General features: G+C 65.4%; 14 protein-coding genes and 7 pseudogenes. 17 read left to right on the plus strand and 4 right to left on the minus strand.

Annotation, left to right across the window (positions count from 1 at the left end; genetic code table 11):
* Positions 1-51 precede the first annotated feature (51 nt).
* A pseudogene (locus tag AMK58_RS32060) lies at positions 52-273 on the minus strand (IS110 family transposase); the annotation flags it as partial.
* A gap of 2,277 nt (positions 274-2,550) precedes the next feature.
* Here AMK58_RS32060 and AMK58_RS31625 point away from each other — a divergent pair.
* The 3 genes and pseudogenes from AMK58_RS31625 to AMK58_RS28375 all read left to right on the plus strand — a co-directional run.
* Positions 2,551-2,691 (plus strand): annotated as a pseudogene (locus AMK58_RS31625) (IS6 family transposase); the annotation flags it as partial.
* A gap of 140 nt (positions 2,692-2,831) precedes the next feature.
* A complete protein-coding gene (locus tag AMK58_RS28370) occupies positions 2,832-3,236 on the plus strand; it encodes a BrnT family toxin (RefSeq protein WP_236778385.1) in 405 nt (134 codons plus the stop codon).
* Positions 3,229-3,606: a helix-turn-helix domain-containing protein gene (locus AMK58_RS28375; protein ID WP_051141032.1), complete on the plus strand. Its 378-nt coding sequence runs from the start codon at positions 3,229-3,231 to the stop codon at positions 3,604-3,606. The genes AMK58_RS28370 and AMK58_RS28375 overlap by 8 nt, the downstream gene beginning before the upstream one ends.
* A 119-nt stretch (positions 3,607-3,725) precedes the next feature.
* On the opposite strand, the gene AMK58_RS28380 is transcribed toward AMK58_RS28375, so the two are convergent.
* Together AMK58_RS28380 and AMK58_RS32010 are read right to left on the minus strand one after the other, a co-directional pair.
* A complete protein-coding gene (locus tag AMK58_RS28380; RefSeq protein ID WP_081650366.1) occupies positions 3,726-4,004 on the minus strand; it encodes a transposase in 279 nt (92 codons plus the stop codon).
* 30 nt (positions 4,005-4,034) lie between these two features.
* Entirely contained in the window at positions 4,035-4,139 is a 105-nt protein-coding gene (locus AMK58_RS32010) for a hypothetical protein (RefSeq protein WP_158283143.1), read from the minus strand.
* A 115-nt stretch (positions 4,140-4,254) separates the two neighbouring features.
* On the opposite strand from AMK58_RS32010, the pseudogene AMK58_RS28385 reads away from it, so the two are divergent.
* From AMK58_RS28385 to tnpB, 7 genes and pseudogenes are all read left to right on the plus strand, one after another.
* Positions 4,255-4,947, plus strand: a pseudogene (locus AMK58_RS28385) (IS6 family transposase); the annotation flags it as partial.
* Positions 4,948-5,396: 449 nt separating this feature from the next.
* Positions 5,397-6,416, plus strand: a complete 1,020-nt coding sequence (locus AMK58_RS28390; protein ID WP_059399787.1) for a replication initiation protein — start codon at positions 5,397-5,399, stop codon at positions 6,414-6,416.
* A gap of 43 nt (positions 6,417-6,459) precedes the next feature.
* Positions 6,460-7,107 (plus strand): ParA family protein, encoded by a 648-nt coding sequence (locus AMK58_RS28395; RefSeq protein ID WP_051141031.1) that lies wholly within the window; start codon positions 6,460-6,462, stop codon positions 7,105-7,107.
* Positions 7,094-7,855 (plus strand): hypothetical protein, encoded by a 762-nt coding sequence (locus AMK58_RS28400; RefSeq protein WP_059399788.1) that lies wholly within the window; start codon positions 7,094-7,096, stop codon positions 7,853-7,855. The genes AMK58_RS28395 and AMK58_RS28400 overlap by 14 nt, the downstream gene beginning before the upstream one ends.
* Before the next feature lie 49 nt (positions 7,856-7,904).
* On the plus strand, positions 7,905-8,783 hold the full coding sequence (locus tag AMK58_RS28405) for a hypothetical protein (RefSeq protein WP_155903770.1): 879 nt from the start codon (positions 7,905-7,907) through the stop codon (positions 8,781-8,783).
* Between the two features lie 285 nt (positions 8,784-9,068).
* Entirely contained in the window at positions 9,069-9,473 is a 405-nt protein-coding gene (tnpA, locus tag AMK58_RS28410) for an IS66-like element accessory protein TnpA (RefSeq protein ID WP_081650364.1), read from the plus strand.
* Positions 9,474-9,490: 17 nt separating this feature from the next.
* Positions 9,491-9,625, plus strand: a pseudogene (tnpB, locus tag AMK58_RS32015) (IS66 family insertion sequence element accessory protein TnpB); the annotation flags it as partial.
* 54 nt (positions 9,626-9,679) lie between these two features.
* On the opposite strand, the pseudogene AMK58_RS31630 reads toward tnpB, so the two are convergent.
* Positions 9,680-10,009 (minus strand): annotated as a pseudogene (locus AMK58_RS31630) (DDE-type integrase/transposase/recombinase); the annotation flags it as partial.
* Between the two features lie 171 nt (positions 10,010-10,180).
* On the opposite strand from AMK58_RS31630, the pseudogene AMK58_RS31635 reads away from it, so the two are divergent.
* The 7 genes and pseudogenes from AMK58_RS31635 to AMK58_RS28450 all read left to right on the plus strand — a co-directional run.
* Positions 10,181-10,567 (plus strand): annotated as a pseudogene (locus AMK58_RS31635) (transposase); the annotation flags it as partial.
* 238 nt (positions 10,568-10,805) lie between these two features.
* A complete protein-coding gene (locus tag AMK58_RS28425) occupies positions 10,806-11,102 on the plus strand; it encodes a hypothetical protein (protein ID WP_051141027.1) in 297 nt (98 codons plus the stop codon).
* A 253-nt stretch (positions 11,103-11,355) separates the two neighbouring features.
* On the plus strand, positions 11,356-12,045 hold the full coding sequence (locus AMK58_RS28430; protein ID WP_035683456.1) for a response regulator: 690 nt from the start codon (positions 11,356-11,358) through the stop codon (positions 12,043-12,045).
* A gap of 38 nt (positions 12,046-12,083) precedes the next feature.
* Positions 12,084-13,127 carry an ATP-binding protein gene (locus AMK58_RS28435; protein WP_236778386.1) on the plus strand — a complete coding sequence of 348 codons (1,044 nt, stop codon included), beginning with the start codon at positions 12,084-12,086 and terminating at the stop codon, positions 13,125-13,127.
* Positions 13,128-13,312: 185 nt separating this feature from the next.
* Positions 13,313-15,106: an ABC transporter ATP-binding protein gene (locus AMK58_RS28440; RefSeq protein WP_035683452.1), complete on the plus strand. Its 1,794-nt coding sequence runs from the start codon at positions 13,313-13,315 to the stop codon at positions 15,104-15,106.
* A 198-nt stretch (positions 15,107-15,304) separates the two neighbouring features.
* On the plus strand, positions 15,305-16,459 hold the full coding sequence (locus AMK58_RS28445; protein ID WP_035683451.1) for an efflux RND transporter periplasmic adaptor subunit: 1,155 nt from the start codon (positions 15,305-15,307) through the stop codon (positions 16,457-16,459).
* Positions 16,460-16,479: 20 nt separating this feature from the next.
* A pseudogene (locus tag AMK58_RS28450) lies at positions 16,480-17,772 on the plus strand (efflux RND transporter permease subunit); the annotation flags it as partial.
* Positions 17,773-17,996: the final 224 nt, after the last annotated feature.

The raw sequence follows: 17,996 nt of genomic DNA on the forward strand, positions 1-17,996 counted from the left end.
GGCCTTTACACCGTTTCGATCAAGCTGACGCGAAAGCTGCCGGAACCGCGCGGTAAGCTGACGATACAGGCCGTACCCGCACGGGCCCGCCTCATAGCAGAAGCTCAGGCGATACCCGTCCCGGGCGAGCCGCCCGACCAGCTTTTCGATCACCTCGGCCCGGTTCGCCACCGTGCCGAACGAGCGGACCTCGCCGCCGCGTGTTCCTTCGGCCACGGCCACGGACACCGTCGCCTTATGCACATCCAGACCCACGAGAATGGTAGAGTTCATCCGCCCGTCCCCCATGTCTGAGGCTCGGCGCCGGACCGCCCGGCGCAATCCTCGATGGGGACATGCCGTGGGACGGGCCGCTACTCGCCTTTCGGCCGGCAAACATATGGTCTAGCGGCGCCGCCATCCACTTTCGGCTATACGCCTACGCGCGCCATCCGCGCAACTCCTTTTCGCTCCCGTTGTCCGCCTGCACCGTCCGTTCCGTTGTCCGCTCGTGGTCCACCAGTTGCGGTGCCGTTGTCGGCCCGTTGCCTGATCCGTAGCCCGCTCCGTTGTCCGCCAACCGTCTCCCGCGTGTCCGCCTGTTGTCCGCTCCGTGTCCTGTTGTCACCCGTTGTCCGCTCGTTGTCCGTCCGTAGCCACGCCGTCGCGTCCACGTGGTCCGCTCCGTTGTCCGCCGCGTTGTCCTGTTGTCCGCCTCTGTCCTGGAGCGTCATATCCTCCTCATCCCCATCCATCGACCGCCCACCCGCCGCCCCACTTCGCACCCACTTTCGCTACCACCACGTGCAGCCACCCCACCCCAGAAATCCACGCGCGCGGCGCCTTCGGCGCCGCGTTTCTGGCGTCCACACCACGCCTCCAGCCAGGCTCCAGCCTCTCACCCACCTCGCGCCACACCACCGTCCTCACGCCGCGACCACACCGCTTCGGCGACGCGTAGCGTCAACGCGCACAAGCGCAGGCAAATCAACGCCTTCGCACCGTTCACATCGTCACAGCCACCACATCCGCGGCCTAGCGGCGCCATCGCTTGATGTCGCTCGCATCAAGCCTCAGTTCGGCGTCCTGTCAGCCAGTTGCGCACCAGATCGCGTCTCTCGGACATCGCACAGCGCTTGGAGCCAGCGCGTCAGATCACGGCTCACAGGCAGCGCGGCAGCGTTTGAAAGGGCGCGGATCGCGGAGGAACAGCCACGGCTTACGGGCAGCGCGCCAGCAGGCGCAAAGCGGCCGTTTCGGTAGCGCTCTCGCTATTCGGAGTTGCACGGAAGCGGCAACGAGGCGGAAGGTGGCAGCCTACAGCATTGGTCATCACACCTGTGCATCAATATGCATGGGATTTCATGACATTCGGCTGGCTCCGTAGCCTTCGAACACCTTTTTCCTTTTTGTTACAAGGATTCGCACGCGAGCTGACGACTGTGTAGAAAGGCTCTCCTCAATGCCGACGCCGTCGCATTGACTAGGCGGACGTGAGCTTGCCAAAAACGACGTGTGGAGACGGCCAGCCAAGCCGTCGCGAAAGGGCGCAAGCCATTGAAAACGCTCGAGACAAGCAGACATTTGCCCGGAAAGTCCGTGCAAATTGATGCACAGGTGTGATGACCAATGCCGTAGGCTGCCACCTTCCGCCTCGTTGCCGCTTCCGCGCAACTCCGAATAGCGAGAGCGCTGCCGAAACGACCGCTTTGCGCCTGCTGGCGCGCTGCCCGTTAGCCGTGCCTTGGCCGTGCTGCGCCAGCCGTCTGCTGGCGTGCTGTTTGTATTCCTTGAGCGCCTTGTGACCCCGCGTTGACACTGCGACGTGCGCCGTGCTGGAGCGTGTGCCGTGGCGGCGGAGATGCTCGAAAATGCCATGCAGACCAGGGCGTTGCCGTCGCTGGCTGCATCTGGCGCCTGTGAGTGCAGGCTGTGCCATCTCGATGCGGCGGAGGCGCGATCGACGACGTGAGAGCGATGCTTGGCTGAGGTCGTGCGCGATGGCTGAAAGCGTTGGTGTTTCTGCATGTCTGCGCGGTGGCGTGTGTCTGGCTCAAGGTCGTGAGGGAGTCCGTCCAGCGGCGCGGCTGGCGCTGGGCTGGAGGCGTGGCTTGGACACGAATACGCGGCGCCGAAGGCGCCGCGCGTGTGGATTTTCGAGATGGGGCAGCTGCACGTGGGGGTGGAGAAAGTGGCGGCGTCGCAGGCGACGAGCGGGGTTTGGGGCTGCGGTTGGCGGACGTGAAGCGGCCAACGTTCGAGGCGTCGCAACGGGGCCGCAACGCAGCAGCACCTTGAGCGCAACGGGCGCGGCAGTGGGCCGCAGGAGCGCAGCAACAGGCGCACACGAGCCGCAACCAGCATCGCAACAACGCCGCGTTCAGACTGTGCAACGCGCCGCACCAACGAACGCAGGGGCGCGGCAACGGGACGCAAAGGCGCAGCACAGAGCGTAGTGCAGGGCACCGTCAACTTGTTGACCACCCGGTTGCCGGGACGGGCCGTGCGGGGTATGGGAGGCATGACGACGCTCCCGATCCCCGCTACGCCGGCTACCGGTATCCCGCCGAGATCATCGCGACGGCGGTGTGGCTGTACTTTCGCTTCCCGCTCAGCCTGCGGATGGTGGAGGAACTCCTGGCGGCACGCGGCATCACGGTGAGCCATGAGACGGTGCGCCAGTGGGCCCGGAAGTTCGGCCCTGAGATCGCCACCCGGCCAGCGTTTCCTGGCCATTCACGACCCGATCGCCAACCTCTTCCATCTCCGCCGCGACCACCGCCCCGTCGCCGACTATCGGAAGGCCCGCGCCCAGGCGTTCCAGGTCTGGGCCGAGGCCGCCGGCGCACCGCTTGCGGCATAAGCAGCCGACCCCGCCATCCGCCGTGTCCTCGCTCGGCCCGGATGCCGGCAAGTTGACGGTGCCGTCTGGACTAGCCGCACGTTCCCCCTGGACATCACTGCGGCCCAGCCGTATATTCCATCTCGTGATCACGCACCGTTGGGACCCCGTCAAAGCCGCCCTGAACCTTGCCAACCACGGGGTGCCGTTCGAACTGGCGGAAGTCCTGTTTACCGGCCCGGTGCAGGAAGTGACGGACATCCGCCGCGATTACGGCGAAGTCCGTATTCAGGCCTATGGCCGCATCAACGGCCGCCTGTTTCAATGCGTGTACACGTGGAGGGACGATGGGCGCACCCGCTGGATCATTTCCTTTCGCAAAGCCAACAAACGCGAGGAACGCCGCTATGGCTGACACGACCAAGCTTTCACCGGCGGCCCAGGCCGCCCTGGCGGCGGTGGACTGGAAAGCCATTGATGCGATGACCGACGACGACATTGCGCGCCAGATCGCCGCCAACCCCGACGCGGTGGACCTCGGCGACGCGCCACCGGGAGCGCTGCGCGTGGTGCACCCGCCCGGCGGCGTGGCCGTGCGGGCGCTCCGCGCCAAGCTCGATATGACACAGGCCGAGTTCGCCGCCTGCTTCGGGTTCTCGGTCGGTGCGGTGCGCGATTGGGAACAGGGGCGCAAGCAACCCGACGCGCAAGCCCGCGTGCTGTTGCGGCTGATCGACCAAGCCCCCGATATGGTGGCCGACGCGGTGCGTGCTGTCGCCGCCTGACCGTCCTTCCCTGCCCTGCTGACCAAGCTGCCTTCGGGCGGCGCTTTTGCCCAAGCTGGCAGGTGGGGAAACGGAGCGTCGCAGCCCAGCTCTCCAGACACAGTATCTGTTTGTAGGCGTCAGGCGCTGCTGTCCTGGGCAATCAGCCGCCGCAGACGCCTGGACAGGATGGAAACGAAGGCGATCTCGATGAAAGCGATGAGGTGGGTCGTGGTCCGCTCGACGATGACATTCAATCGGCGGTAGCGCGCGGTCCAGCCGAACGAGCGTTCCACGACCCAAGCGATTTCGGTGGGGATGCACACCCCATTGCGGCCGCGGGCGATCGGCTGGATCGCGATCCCGAGGGCCGCGCCGGCTTTGGCCAAGCGCTCGCCGCGATAGCCGAGATCGCCGATGGCCGGTCCCCGGAAGCCGCGGCCAGCGAGTTAGCGCAGAACCGGCACGATCCCTTTGGTGTCATGCACGTTGGCCGGTGAGGCATCGATCGCCAGCGGGATCCCGTATTTCTCGACGGCGATGTGGACCTTCACACCCTGGAGTTTCTTCCCGCCATCAATGCCGCGGGCAAAGCAGCTCGGCGCCGAGCGACAGACATTGTCACGGCAACGGTGGCGGCCCGCCGGTCATGACGGTTATCCTCGCCGGATGTCGCCGCTCTCGTATGCCCGCCACCAGTTCCCGCCCGCCGTGATCCAGCACGCAATCTGGCTATATCTGCGGTTCACGCTGAGCTACCGGGACGTCGAGGAACTGCTGGCTGAACGCGGCATCGACGTGTCCTACGAGACGGTCCGCCGCTGGGTCGTGAAGTTCGGGCCGGCCATCGCCGGCAACCTGCGGCGTCTCCGGCGAAGGCCCAGCCCACGCTGGCATTTGGACGAGATGGTGATCAGGGTCAGCGGCCGGCTCATGTACTTGTGGCGGGCCGTCGATGACGAAGGCGAGGTGTTGGAGGTGCTCGTCCAGCGCCGGCGCGACAAGGCTGCGGCCTTGAAGTTGATGCGCAAGCTGCTGAAGAAGCGTGGCTTCGCCCCCACCCAGGTCACCACCGACAAGCTCCGCTCCTACGGGGCCGCCTTCCGCGACCTCGGTCTGACGGCCCGTCATGAGCAAGGGCGGCGAACCAACAACCGAGCCGAAGTCTCGCACCAGCCGGTGCGGCGACAAGAGCGCAAGATGCAGCGGTTCAAATCGCCGGGGTCCGCCCAGCGATTCGTCTCGATGCACGCCGCCGCCTACAACACCTTCAACCTACAGCGCCACTTGGTTTCCCGCCGCACCCTGCGCACCGTCCGGGCGCAGGCGATGACTGATTGGCAGGCCGCGATCGCCGCAGCGCGAACCCGTCGGGGCTCAGGGCTTCCGGTGCGTTGGTTCAGTTCACGTGACACAGCCCCGGAGCCGACAAGATGTCCGAATTCCCGAGTCGGCGTCGAGTCGCTGATGTTAGCCGCAACGCGGGATCCCCCGACCATATGTCCGAAAAAGGTTCTTTCCTGGATTCCTTGATTCCTAAGAGATTCCTAGAGGCCGGATTCCCTTGTAATTCCAAGGGCCTACAAGGCAGGTTCGGACGTTTGGTCGGGTGATTCGGACATCCCGCCAGCCTCTATCGGACAGATGGACAGCCATTACCGGACATCTCGTCAGGGAAATTGGCGATTTCCGGACGTTTCGACAGGTCGTCCGAGCATTTTCGGACGTCTGGCCAGAGACAGCGCATTTTCGGACATTTTGACAGACATTTCGGACTTGCCGAATCGAGCGTGTCCGATGAAGATAGGGGCATGACCGCGAACAGCCCGGTAAAATACCCCAGCCAGTTCCCCAAATCGACTGGTGCGGTGGAAATCAGCGAGCCCGAAGGGAGTTTGACCCTGGCGGACCGGCGGCTGTTCAACCATTTGCTCGCCGCCGCCTACCGGGATCTAGGGAAGGTCGACGGGCACACTGTTAAGATGTCCGAAATACGCGCCTTCGCGGCGGCGGCCCGCGACGGAATCGAGGACACCAGCAATCGGCGCATCAAGGCCAGCATCACCCGTCTCCAACAGACCATGGTCCAGTTCAATTATCTGGATTCGGCACGCGGCGAGGTCTGGCGCTCGTCGCAGCTGCTCGGCGAGTGCGAGCTGGTCGAGCGGACCGGGGAGTTGACCTACAGCTTCCCGCGGGGCCTAGCCGAGCGGCTGATCGAGCCGGCGTTGTACTCGTACATTTCGCTCAAGGTCGTCTACCAGTTCGAGTCCAAATACGCGCTGATCCTGTATGAGATCCTGAAGCGCTACGCGGACCGCAACGCCGAAGCGCCGTTCTGGCCTGTCAGGACGTCCGAATTGCGCGACCTGTTCGGCTGCCGGGACAAGCTGAAGGACTGGAAGGACTTCAACGTCCGTGCCATTCAGCCGGCGATCGAGGAGATCAACGATCTGGCCGAGTTCCGCGTGCGCATGTCGGAGCGGCGCGAGGGGCGCGGCCGGGGCGGCGGCAAGGTCGTCGAGGTGACGTTCTGGATCGACCGTAAGGACGCAACGGCAGCAGCAGCGACGGCGCGCGAACTGGACAAGGCGCGCGTTCAGCGGCGCGGCGAGCGGAGGATCAAAGCCGAGGAGCAGGAGGAGGCCCGCGTGGTTCGCCTCGCCTTGGCCTGGATGCAGGGGGCCGACATTCAGACCCGCATGCGGTGGGTCAAGCACGCCGAGGCGGCGGGCGTCACGTTGCCGAAGGGGGCGACTGCTCCCGAGAACTTAGCCAAATGGGTCCCGGCTGTCGCGGCGGCCATCGCCGAATGCGAGAGCCTTCGCTGACACCTGGGCCTTCGATTCTCTCGCCACGAAAGGGGAGACCAGCATGCCCACCATTGCGATCGCCACCACAAAGGGTGGCGCCGGAAAGACCACGCTCACGATGTGCCTGGCCGACTATCTGCGGCGGGCCGGCGCGTCGGTGCTGTGCTTGGACACCGACCCCAACAAGAACCTGTCCGCCTGGGCGAACCTGTCCGGCGAGGTCGAGTGCCGGGGCGTCGGCGAGGATGACGTGATCAGCGCCGTGGACGAGGCGAGCGCCACCGTGGACTTCGTGCTCATCGACGTTGCAGGCGCGCAGGCGAAGGCGCTGGTCTACGCCATCGGCGCGGCCGATCTGGTGCTGATCCCAGTCCAGGCCGACAACAAGGATCTCGGCGAGGCCCTGCGCACCCACGGCCATGTGACGAACGCCATCGCTATGGCGCGGAAACACAACCCCGCCGCCTCGATCGCGCACGCCGCGGTGATGATGCGCGTCAACCCGCAAGCGAAGGTCACCAGCCACACCCGCGGGCAGCTCGTCTCTCTCGGCGTTCCCGTGCTCGCGGCCCAACTCCCGCAGCGCGCCGCCTACCAGGGCGCCAGCTACACCGGGTCGCCGCTCGACGACATGGCGATCCGTGACGATGTGACGGAGGTTGTCCGGGAAGCTCTCGCGATGCTGGAGGGCCCGAATGCCGCCGCGTAAGAGCAAGGAAGCCGGAATCGACTTCGAGGTGGTAAAGAAGGCGTCGCGGAAGAAGGAGTTGCCTCCGGTTTCCAAGGCCTACCTGGAAACCGCGCTCGCCCCGCTGGCGTCGCAGATGCCAAGCCAAGCCGTCGCCCCTCTGCCGGTGTCCGGCGAGGTGCTGCCGCCGGAGCGCGACGAAGCGCCGGTCATCCCGCCGAAATTTTTCAACGTTGAACAATTCGAGGAGCTGGCCGTCGACGCGTGGCAGCGCGGCAAGGCCGAAGCCGTGCGCCTCGGAAAGATCATCCGCGTTGGCCTGAACAGCTTCGAGCATGGCGCGGTGATGCAGGCCCTCGACCGCGTCGCCGCCCTGGTCGGTGAGCATCCCTCGAAACTCCGTCGCCTCATGCGCGTCGCCGAGGTCATCGACCGCAGGCTTCTGCCCGGCAGTCCGGAAGCGTGGGAGGGGGAGCCGGCGAAGGCTGATGCGGCGCAGCGCCTGCTGAAAAAGTTGTCCGCGCTCGGTGATGAGGCCGTCGACAAGGCCGTGGCGGAGGGCATCTTGAGCCCGACCGCCACTGTGAAGGCGATGGACGCGTACGCGAAGGCGTTGCGTCCGGCCGCGAAGGCGCCGGAGACGGACGGCGATGGTGCGCCCGATGCTGCCGACCGCGCGGAGCTTGCTCGCCTGGAGGCCGAGCGGGCGCAACTGGACGAGCGCATCGCCGCTCTTCGCGTCAAGCTTGGAGTGTCCGCTGGCGGCTGACGCGGAATGGGCGGGCGTCATTGAGGCGCCCCCGCACATGAAGAGGCCGATGATGGAAGCGAGACGGTCGAGCGACATCGGGTTGAGGCGTGGGCGGATCCTTCCGAATCTGCCCCAATCGCAACAGCTTGACCTGATCGCCGACGGCCTGCCGGTCCTGATGAAAAGCGCTCAAGATCTGCTGTCCGCGTCAAAGAGGCTGGGCGAGCGCGGTCGGGTGGCGATCATGTTGGAAAGCCACGCGACCGAGGAACTGGCCAAGGCGCTCATCTTGGTCGATATCGTGCGTTGCCCGCCCAAGCTGAGGCCGTCGCGCATTGCGACGATGATGGGGTGGTTCTATGACCACCTCGCCCGGCTCATCTATGTGGACGCGCAAAGCTGGAAGCCGACCAGCGTCACGCAGCTGCAAAGCTATGTCGACGACCACAGGAAGTCGCATTATCTCGAGGGCAGCGTCGGGGAGTACATTTTCCCGAACTGGACAATCTACATGCGGGAGAGTCTTCTTTACGCCGATCTCATCACGCATGAAGACGGCGTGCCGATGTGGAACGATCCAGTCATTCCGCCGAGTGCGTTTGGGTTTGGGGAGCCGTCAGCATGGCGAATCTGCCAAGCGCTCCAAGATATGGGCGCGTTCACTAGGCATGGGCTGGATGTGATGTCATCCGCTTGGCGGTGCACCGAGTTCGCTGGCCCGCAAAGCTGGAGTGACACAAAGCACCTGACGCGCAAGATGCTGGAGGCTCTTGAAAGTGCCGGCCTCATCAGCGAACGAGCGACGTCGGAGCAGGTTGGAACGCTGCTCCATAACTGGCAGATGCCAATGTACAACATCGATTTCGAGAAGATCGATGTGCCGCTCAACGAGCTGCAGGCGGACCGGGACGCCAATCTCTGGTCTGAGTACGGCGACTGGCCTTGAGATACTGCGCCCGCTCTAGGGGCGGCGATGGCGCGCCGCCCCTAGACCCAATACCGTATCTTTAAGGGGTCCCTGCCAGTAGAAGGCCGCAGATGCTGGTCTGCGGAGGGCAATGGCATGGCACGGACGGTGGCGGGCTTGCCGCGAGGGGTGCGGTCCTGGCCGACACCGAGCGCGAAAGCGTGCGCCACCGTTCCCTGCCGGGTAAGCGGTGTTCTGGCCCCACCTTCCGGCGGGATCAAGGCGGAGCGAATCTCCCGGATCGCATGATCGGGAGAACGGTTTGTGTCTACGCTCGACCTTACGCTTGACCAGGAGCCCGTGCGGGTGCGTCGCATGGAGGTGATCACGGGCGATGTGGGGCGCCGGACTTGGTCGCCGGAGGAGAAGGCGCGGATCCTGGCCGAGGCGGCGGTGCCTGGGGCCGTGATCTCCGAAGTGGCCCGGCATCACGGATTGCGGCCCCAGCAGGTGTTCGGCTGGCGCCGGGAAGCGCGTACCGCCAACCGTGTCCAGGAAGAGGGCATGGTGTTCGCGCCGGTGGTGCTGGACACCACGCCGCCGCCAGTCGCACCGAAGGAACTCCCGGCCATCGAGGTGCGGATCGGCGATACGGTGGTGCGCGTGCCGGCCGGCATGGACGGCGCCACCGTCAAGACGGTGCTGCGCGCGGTGAGGGCGTCGCGGTGATCGGCATTGAGGGCGCGGTGCGGGTTCTGGTCGCCGCCAAGCCGGTCGACTTCCGCAAGGGTATGGATGGGTTGGCCGCCTTGGTGCAGCAGCAACTGGGGGCGGATCCCTTCAGCGGGGTCGTCTACGTCTTCCGCTCCAAGCGAGCCGACCGGTTCCGTTGCAAAGTTTGCCATTGGGCGTGGAGAGCCACGGAGGCCACGTTTTCAGCCGGCGATCCCGAACAAGCGAGCGACGAAGGTCGTCTGAGCGGGCATGTTGTTGGCCGGGATGGCGGCGACCTGCCCCTTGCGCACCATCGCCAGGATCTCGTAGCCGGCGATCGTCCGGCGCGCGGTGTGGAAGTTCTGGAAGCCGAGCCCTGGCCGGACGAGCCGCTTTATGCGGCGGTGATCCTGTTCAACGATATTATTCAGATACTTCACCTGGCGCAGTTTGGTGAACCGCCACAGCTCACCGGCCTTCTTCATCGCCTTGGTCGCGCTCGGATAGGCGGCGTTCTTGTCGACCGTGAGGGTGCGCGGGTTCACCGTGTGCGCCAGCTCATCGCCGCCGCCAAGCAGACCGTCGCCGCCCAGAGCGGCGATGTCTACCGGGTACGGATCCGGCATGCCTGCGAGGATCTGGCGCTCTGGCGCGCCCGGCTTCTCACCATCGACACGATGATCGAGACGTTGCTCGAAGACCATCAGGTCGCCCGTCTGCTGACCTCCATCGAAGGGATCGGCACGACGACGGCGGCACGGTTGGTGGCCGAACTCGACGATCCCGCACGGTTTCGCTCGCCGGAAGCGTTGGCCTCCTACATCGGGCTGGTGCCGGCCCTCAAACACTCTGGCAAGCAGACGCCGAAGCGGGCGGGGCTGTCGCCGATCGGCAAGGCGGCCTTGCGGCGGGCGCTGTGGATGCCGACAGTTCACGCGGTGCGCGCCAGCCCCTGGCTGCGCGTCTTCTATGAGGGCCTGCGCGTCCGCGGCAAGCCGGGCAAGGTCGCGCTGATCGCCGCGATGCGCAAGCTGATGGTCGCCATCTGGACCGTCGCCAAACAGCGGCGCACCTGGTCGCCCTCACCCCCTCAGGAGACGACCGCCTGAATCCCAGCGGTCGGTCGGAACGACCGACCCATGCCGAACCATCGCCGGGCCGGACGGCGCGGGTCAAGGCCGCAGCCGCCGTAGGCGGGGGCGCGTCAGCGCCCGCCTTGACCTGGGGCGGCCGGTCTGGCCCCCGACCCGCGTTTCCGCTTCACAAACGCCACGGTATCTATGGCGTGCCCCCTACGACGGGGAACCCATTTACCAGACCATCGCGCAACGTGATGCCGGAGCGGCGGTGGTCATCCCGCCGCGCGCCACGGCGGTGTCGAGCGCCATGGCCGAGACGGCTCCGACGCAGCGCGACCGCCACCTTCAGCGGATCGCCGCGACCGGCCGGATGGGCTGGCAGCGCGAGACCAAGTATGGCCGCCGCGCCAAAGGGGAAACGGCCATGGCGCGCTACAAGGGCATTCTCGGCGGTCACCTCCACGCCCGGACTTTGCCCGCTCAGCAGACGGAGGCCATGATCGCCGTCACCGCCCTCAACCGCATGCTCGACGCGGGGCGCCCCACGTCCGTGCGCAAGCGGTAGCCGGAGATGAAGAGGGCCAAGAGACCGGGCACCCGCCTCCCTGCACCAACGCTCACGGCTGGAGAACGCCGCCGCTCTCTACCGTGCCCTGGGCGGTTGTCCTTCGACATCTGGATGAGCCCGGTCCAGGGGTGTGCGGGCATGGGCGTGCGGACAGGGGGGATGTCCTCACGATCTCCACGGAACGTCCATAAAGCGGCGCTATCATGAGCCTTGCCGGCAATCGAAGAGTGGCCGGAATTTGGAGAGTGGAATGAGCGTGCTGGCTTTGGTTGTGGAGGATGAGCCCGACGTCGCGCGGATCATCACGGGGTATCTTGATCGTGAAGGGCTGCGCACCGTCCGTGCGGAGAACGGACAGATCGCGCTGGATCTGCATCAGCAGCTCCGGCCTGACATCGTGCTCCTCGACGTCAAGATCCCCAAGCTCGACGGCTACGAGGTTCTGGCGGCCATTCGGCGTCGCGGGGATACGCCGGTGATCATGATCACGGCGCTCGACGAGGATCTCGACAAGCTTCAGGCCCTGCGGATCGGTGCTGACGACTACATCGTCAAGCCGTTCAACCCGCTGGAGGTGGTCGCCAGGGTCAAGGCCGTTCTGCGTCGGGCGATGGGCCGGAGCGACACCGCGGTGCTGCGGGTCGGTCCGCTGGAAATCGACCTGACGGCTTACGCCGTCGCCGTTGAAGGCGCCGACGGCCGGACCCGCATCGACTTCACGGCGACGGAGTTCCGCATCCTCTCGCATATGGCGCGGCAGCCCACGCGTGTTTTCAGCCGCGCCGACCTGATCGACGCCTGCCTGCCGGAAGGCAACACGCTGGAGCGGACGATCGATACGCACGCCAGCAACATCCGGCGCAAGCTTCACGCCGCCGGAGCCGAGGATTTCTTCGAGAGCATCAGGGGCGTCGGCTATCGGCTGTCGTTTGTTCCATGAAATCGGCCAAGTCAATGAACCGGCAGCTGGTTGCGTCCATGGCGGCCGTGACCGGGGTGGCGCTCATCATCATGTGCGCCGGCTCCTTCCTGTTTTACGAGCTCGTCTTCTTCCGGTTCTGGGCACCCGAGGGGTTGGAGGGCGTTCCCGAACCGGACAGCTACTGGCCGACGACGCCGGAGTGGACCGCCTTCCTCGTGCTGTGGGCCATTGGATTAGGAGGGGCGATCATTGCGGCGATGCGCTTCGCCCGCCGGCTCATCCATCCCCTGGATGCGGTCGCGACGGCGGCCCGCCGGATTGCCGCGGGCGATCTCGGTGCGCGGGCCATGCCGACGAAGGCGTCGTTTGCCGAAACCCGCCAGTTGATCGAGGATTTCAACCACATGGCCGGACAGTTGAGCCGGGCCGAAACGGAAATGCGGGCGTGGCACGCCGCGATCGCTCACGAGCTGCGTACGCCCTTGACCATTCTGCGTGGCCAGATACAGGGGTACGTCGATGGCGTCTTCATTCCTGACCCGCCGTCGCTTCAGGTCCTTCTTGTCCAGGTTGAAGGGCTGAGCCGGATCGTCGACGATTTGAAGATTCTGACGCTGGCGCAGAACGGGCGTCTCGAGTTGAGGCTCGAAACGATTGATCTTGCCGGTGAAGTCGCCTCCGTGGTGGCGATCACCAAGCCGATGCTTCAGCAGGCCGGCGTGTCGATCCATGCGGATCTGGGGTCCGTGATGGTCCACGGCGACGGTGCGCGCATCCGTCAGGTCCTGACGGCGCTGCTCGAAAACGTCCGGCGCTACGCCGCGCCCTGCGAGGTGCGCATCGAAACCAGGGCGACGCGCGATCATGCCATTTTGCGGGTCTGCGACCATGGCCCCGGCCTGCCGGACGGCGCGGAGAAGCTGATTTTCGATCCCTTCTGGCGGAGCGACGCGTCCCGTTCGCGGGAGAGCGGCGGCAGCGGTTTGGGCTTGGCGGTGGTGCAGGCCATCGCCCAGGCGCATGGCGGCGTCGCGGTGGCGATGGCGTCGGAACCGCAAGGTGTGACGTTCGAGATTCGGCTGCCGAAAATCGCACCATAAGCCGCAAGCATGCTGTCCAGCCATCGGCGGGTCCGACGTCGGACGACCTGCCGGTGCCCGCGCGCGCCGCCTTCGGTCAAGCATTAGCGGTCTGAGCAGACGTTGCGACGGCGCTCCTCGTTGCAGCGGCCATCCTCGTTCGCCTCAGCACCACGCGAAACCTATAGTTCGATCCGAGATGACACATGGTAAATAGCAGCCAGGACTTCGAGGACTGCTCTTATGACGAGCTTGCGACGAAGCATGTTTCCGTGCGTCGCGTGCTCGGTCTGTTCAAGGCCTATTCCACCCGCCTGATCATGATGCTCATCCTGATCGTTGCGTCATCCGCTTTGGGCATGGCCTCGCCTTTTCTGTTGCGCGCCATCATTGATGATGCGTTGCCGAACGGCGATCTTGGGTTTTTGGCACTTCTCGCTGGCAGCCTGATCGTTCTCGCCTGTCTTGGGACCGTGATCGGTGTCCTTCAGGTGGCGATCACGTCAAGGGTTGGGCAGGCGATCATGCATGACTTGCGGGTGCGCGTTTACGCGCATCTGCAATCCCTGTCCCTCGGGTTCTTCATGACGACGCGGACGGGCGAGGTGCAGTCCCGCATCGCCAGCGACATCGGCGGTCTGCAGGCGCTCGTCACCCACACCGCAAGCGAGCTGACGCGCAACGTCAGCACGGTGGTGATGACGATAATCGCTATGCTGGCGCTGGAATGGCGACTGGCGCTGTTCTCATTTCTGGTTCTGCCGGCCGCGATCTGGATCAGCCATCGTGTCGGGAAGGTGCGGGAGGAGATCACCTACGAGCAGCAGCTTCGGATCGCCGATATGTCGTCGATGGTGCAGGAATCCCTGTCGATCTCCGGCATCATCCTCGCACGCACGATGGGCCGCACCGACCATCTGACACGGCGGTTCGTCCGCACCTCCGAGGGGGTGGCGGCGCTTGAGGTGCGATCCCACACCGCCGGTCAGTGGCAATGGGCGGTGATCGACTTGGTGCTGCAGGCTTTGCCGGCGTCGACTTTGCTGCTCGGCAGCATTCTGATGAGCCAGGGGACAGCGGCAGTGACCATCGGCACGATGGTCGCCATGGTCGCCTTGCAGGAGCAATTGCTCTGGCCGTTGGAGGAGGTTCTGAGGTCCGGCGTTGAGATCAGAACGACGCGTGCCTTGTTTGCGCGCATCTTCGATTATCTCGACCGGCCGGTCGAGACCCGTGAACGGCCCGGCCCAACCGTTCTTGATCGGAAGAGCATCCGTGGCGCGATCCGCCTCCATAAGGTTAGCTTCGCTTACGACGGGTCTCAGCGGCCGACAATCGACGATGTCTCGATCGACATTCCTGCCGGATCTCATGTGGCGATCGTGGGCGCGACCGGATCGGGAAAGACGACGCTCGGCTACCTTCTTGCCCGGCTCTACGATGTGGATGCGGGCTCGATCTGTTACGACGGCGTCGACGTTCGCGATCTGAGTTTCCAGTCGTTGACGGACATGCTCGGGGTGGTCCCCCAGGAACCGTACCTGCTCAACGCGAGCATCGCCGACAATTTGCGTTTCGCCAGACCGGATGCCTCGGATGAGGATCTGATTGCAGCCGCCAAAGTCGCTCAGGTCCACGAAATGATCTCGGCGCTTCCCAACGGCTACGACACGCTGGTCGGCGAACGCGGCTATCGTTTTTCCGGCGGCGAGAAGCAGCGCATCGCACTGGCGCGTACGCTCCTCCGGCGTCCCCGTGTGTTGCTGATGGATGAAGCGACCAGCGCGCTCGACCCCGTGACGGAGCGGGCGATGTCGCAGGCGCTTGAAACGATGGACAGGGAGTGCACCACGATCACCATCGCCCACCGTCTCTCCACAGTCCGGCATGCCGACCGGATCTTTGTGATGGATCATGGGCAGCTCGTCGAGCAAGGCAGGCATGATGAGTTGCTTGCACTCGGCGGCGTCTATGCCGAAATGGTCCGCTCGGCTCTCTAACTGGTCTCATGGATTGTTGAGGCCTGGATCATGCAGCGAGTGGTTGGGTTCGGGCGCAGGCGTCATGGGCATCGCGGCGGCTCGCAACAATTTTTCCCTCTCCATCAAATCTCCACACGACCTCGAACGAAACGCAATCGGGTGCCGTCAGAGTGCCGGCGTTATTGCCGATAGCGGCCTGCGCCTGAAGGAAAGTGGATGAGGATCGACCAGTTGCGCCGTCATGGTGGCGCCTGTACCCTGGTGGCGGTGATGTTGATGGGGTGTGAGCAATCCGAACCGGTCGCGGACAATCCGGCCCCGCAGGTTTCCGTTCTCACCGTTGCGCCATCCCGGCTGGAGCTGACCGACGATCTGCCGGGTCGCGTCGCCGCGTTGCGGGTTGCCGAGATCCGACCGCAGGTCAGCGGCATTGTGCTGCGCCGAAGCTTCGAGCAGGGCAGCGAGGTGGCCGCCGGCCAGCCGCTGTTCCAGATCGACCCGGCGCCGTTCAAGTCCGAGGTGGACATGGCCGCCGCCGCTTTGCAGCGGGCAACGGTGGGGCTGGAGCGTGCCAGGGTGCAGGTGGCGAGGCTGCAGCCGCTCCTCAAGGCCGATGCCGTCAGCCGCCAAGTCTACGATGACGCGGTGTTCCAGCGCGACCAGGCCGTGGCCGACGTGGCGCAGGCCCGCGCGACCCTGGCCCGCCGCGAACTCGACCTGAAATTCGCCACGATGGAGGCGCCGATCCCGGGACGCATCGACCAGGCGCTGGTGACCGAGGGGGCGCTGGTCGGCGGCAGCGACGGCAACCCGATGGCGCGCATCCAGCAGATGGATCAGGTCTATGTGGATGTGCGTCAGCCGGCGTCCTCGCTCGCTCCCCTGCGCAAGGCCATGGCCCTGCGGAAAGCGGACTCCGGGAATGGTCTGCCGGTCGCCATTCTGCGCGGCGACGGCGAACCGTACGAGGCGACCGGGCGCGTGCTGTTCTCGGGCATCTCCGTCGATCCCGGCACGGGCGACGTGCTGCTCCGCATCCTCGTCGACAACCCGCGGCGCGACCTGCTCCCGGGCATGTTCGTTCGTGCGCGGGTGCCGCGCACGAGCTACGCCGATGCCCTGACCCTTCCTCAGCAGGCGGTTGTGCGCGTCGGCGGCCAGCCGCAGGTGTGGACGCTCGACGGGAACGATCAGGCCTCCCTCAAGCCGGTGGAACTCGGCGAACTGGTGGACCGCCGCTATCGCGTCCGCGCCGGCCTCGAAGCCGGGCAGAGGATCGTGGTCGAGGGCATGGAGCGCCTGTCCGAGAGCGTCCCGGTGAGCGCGCGTGACTGGTCGGTTTCCAAACCGACCGCCACCACCATGCGCTGAGCGGACAGGACGATCCCAACATGCCTCACTTCTTTATCGAACGCCCGGTGTTCGCCTGGGTCATCGCCCTGTTCATCATCCTGTTCGGTGTGATCGCCATTCCACAGCTGCCGATCGCCCGTTACCCATCGGTGGCGCCGCCGACCGTCAGCATCTTGGCAACCTACCCTGGGGCCAGCCCGCAGACGATGAACGACGGTGTGATCAGCCTCATCGAGCGCGAGCTGTCGAGCGTCAAGAACCTGCTCTACTTCGAATCGGCGTCGGATGCCTCCGGATCGGCGACCGTCACCGCCACCTTCACGCCCGGCACCGACCCGGACATGGCCCAGGTCGATGTGCAGAACAAGCTCAAGTCCATTGAGCCGCGGCTGCCGCAGGTGGTGCGCCAGAATGGCCTGACCGTGGAGTCCGCGTCGTCGGGCTTCCTGATGATCGTCGGGTTGAAGTCCGATGACGGCCGTTTCGATGAAACCGCGCTCAGCGACTACATGGCGCGCAACATCGTCGAGGAGCTGCGACGCATCGACGGCGTCGGTCGGGTGCAGTTGTTCGGCTCCGAGCAGGCGATGCGCGTCTGGGTCGATCCAGCCAAGCTGATGGCCCATGGCCTGTCCATGAGCGACCTGACGGCGGCGATCAGCCAGCAGAACGTCCAGATCGCTCCCGGCAGCGTCGGTGCGTCGCCGACGCCGCCGGGCCAGACCGTGACCGTTCCGCTCACGATCCAGGGACAGCTGACCACACCGGAGGAATTCGCCGGCGTCGTGCTCCGTGCGGCCTCCGACGGCTCGAAGGTGACGCTCGGCGACGTCGCGCGCGTCGAACTCGGGGCCCAGTCGTACAGCTTCCTCAACCGGGAGAACGGAAAGGCCACCACCGCCGCGTCCGTGCAGCTCACGCCCGGCGGCAACGCGGTGAGAACCGCCGAGGCCGTGCAGGCCCGCCTGGAAGAGCTGAGCAGGACCCTGCCCAAGGGCATGAGCCATTCGATTCCCTTCAACACCGCTCCCTTCGTGAAGGTGTCGATCGAGAAGGTCATACAGACGCTGGCCGAGGCGATGCTGCTGGTTTTCCTGGTGATGTACCTGTTCCTCCAGAACGTGCGCTGCACGCTCATCCCGGCCATCGTCGCGCCGATCGCGCTGCTCGGCACCTTCGCCGTGATGCTGGCCGCGGGCTTCTCGATCAACGTCCTGACCATGTTCGGGATGGTGCTCGCCATCGGCATCATCGTCGACGACGCCATCGTCGTGGTCGAGAACGTCGAGCGCATCATGGCCCGGGAAGGGCTGGCGCCGAAATTCCCAACGCCAGCTCTACATGGCGCGACAGGCCTTGCTGGACCTGCGCCGCGACGCGTTGGGCAACGCGGTTGCGCTCTACAAGGCACTGGGCGGCGCGATGGACGACGACGAGCCCGTCACTCCGTCCCTTGGCACCGCGTCACCATCGAACCGTCCCTGACAAGTCTGTGGCCGTGCATGAAACACCCGAAACGAAAAGCACCCGACGGCTGACGGGAAGGGTGGAGGGT

Source organism: Azospirillum brasilense, assembly GCF_001315015.1.
Lineage (GTDB): Bacteria > Pseudomonadota > Alphaproteobacteria > Azospirillales > Azospirillaceae > Azospirillum > Azospirillum brasilense.

What these genes read in the sequence shown, in the direction of transcription:
- AMK58_RS28395 (WP_051141031.1), top strand. Translation starts at nt 6,460, where the DNA reads ATGCCCACCATTGCGATCGCCACCACAAAGGGTGGCGCCGGAAAGACC.
- AMK58_RS28375 (WP_051141032.1), top strand. Translation starts at nt 3,229, where the DNA reads ATGGCTGACACGACCAAGCTTTCACCGGCGGCCCAGGCCGCCCTGGCG.
- AMK58_RS28430 (WP_035683456.1), top strand. Translation starts at nt 11,356, where the DNA reads ATGAGCGTGCTGGCTTTGGTTGTGGAGGATGAGCCCGACGTCGCGCGG.
- AMK58_RS28400 (WP_059399788.1), top strand. Translation starts at nt 7,094, where the DNA reads ATGCCGCCGCGTAAGAGCAAGGAAGCCGGAATCGACTTCGAGGTGGTA.
- AMK58_RS28445 (WP_035683451.1), top strand. Translation starts at nt 15,305, where the DNA reads ATGAGGATCGACCAGTTGCGCCGTCATGGTGGCGCCTGTACCCTGGTG.
- AMK58_RS28405 (WP_155903770.1), top strand. Translation starts at nt 7,905, where the DNA reads ATGATGGAAGCGAGACGGTCGAGCGACATCGGGTTGAGGCGTGGGCGG.
- AMK58_RS28435 (WP_236778386.1), top strand. Translation starts at nt 12,084, where the DNA reads ATGGCGGCCGTGACCGGGGTGGCGCTCATCATCATGTGCGCCGGCTCC.
- AMK58_RS28440 (WP_035683452.1), top strand. Translation starts at nt 13,313, where the DNA reads ATGGTAAATAGCAGCCAGGACTTCGAGGACTGCTCTTATGACGAGCTT.
- AMK58_RS28390 (WP_059399787.1), top strand. Translation starts at nt 5,397, where the DNA reads ATGACCGCGAACAGCCCGGTAAAATACCCCAGCCAGTTCCCCAAATCG.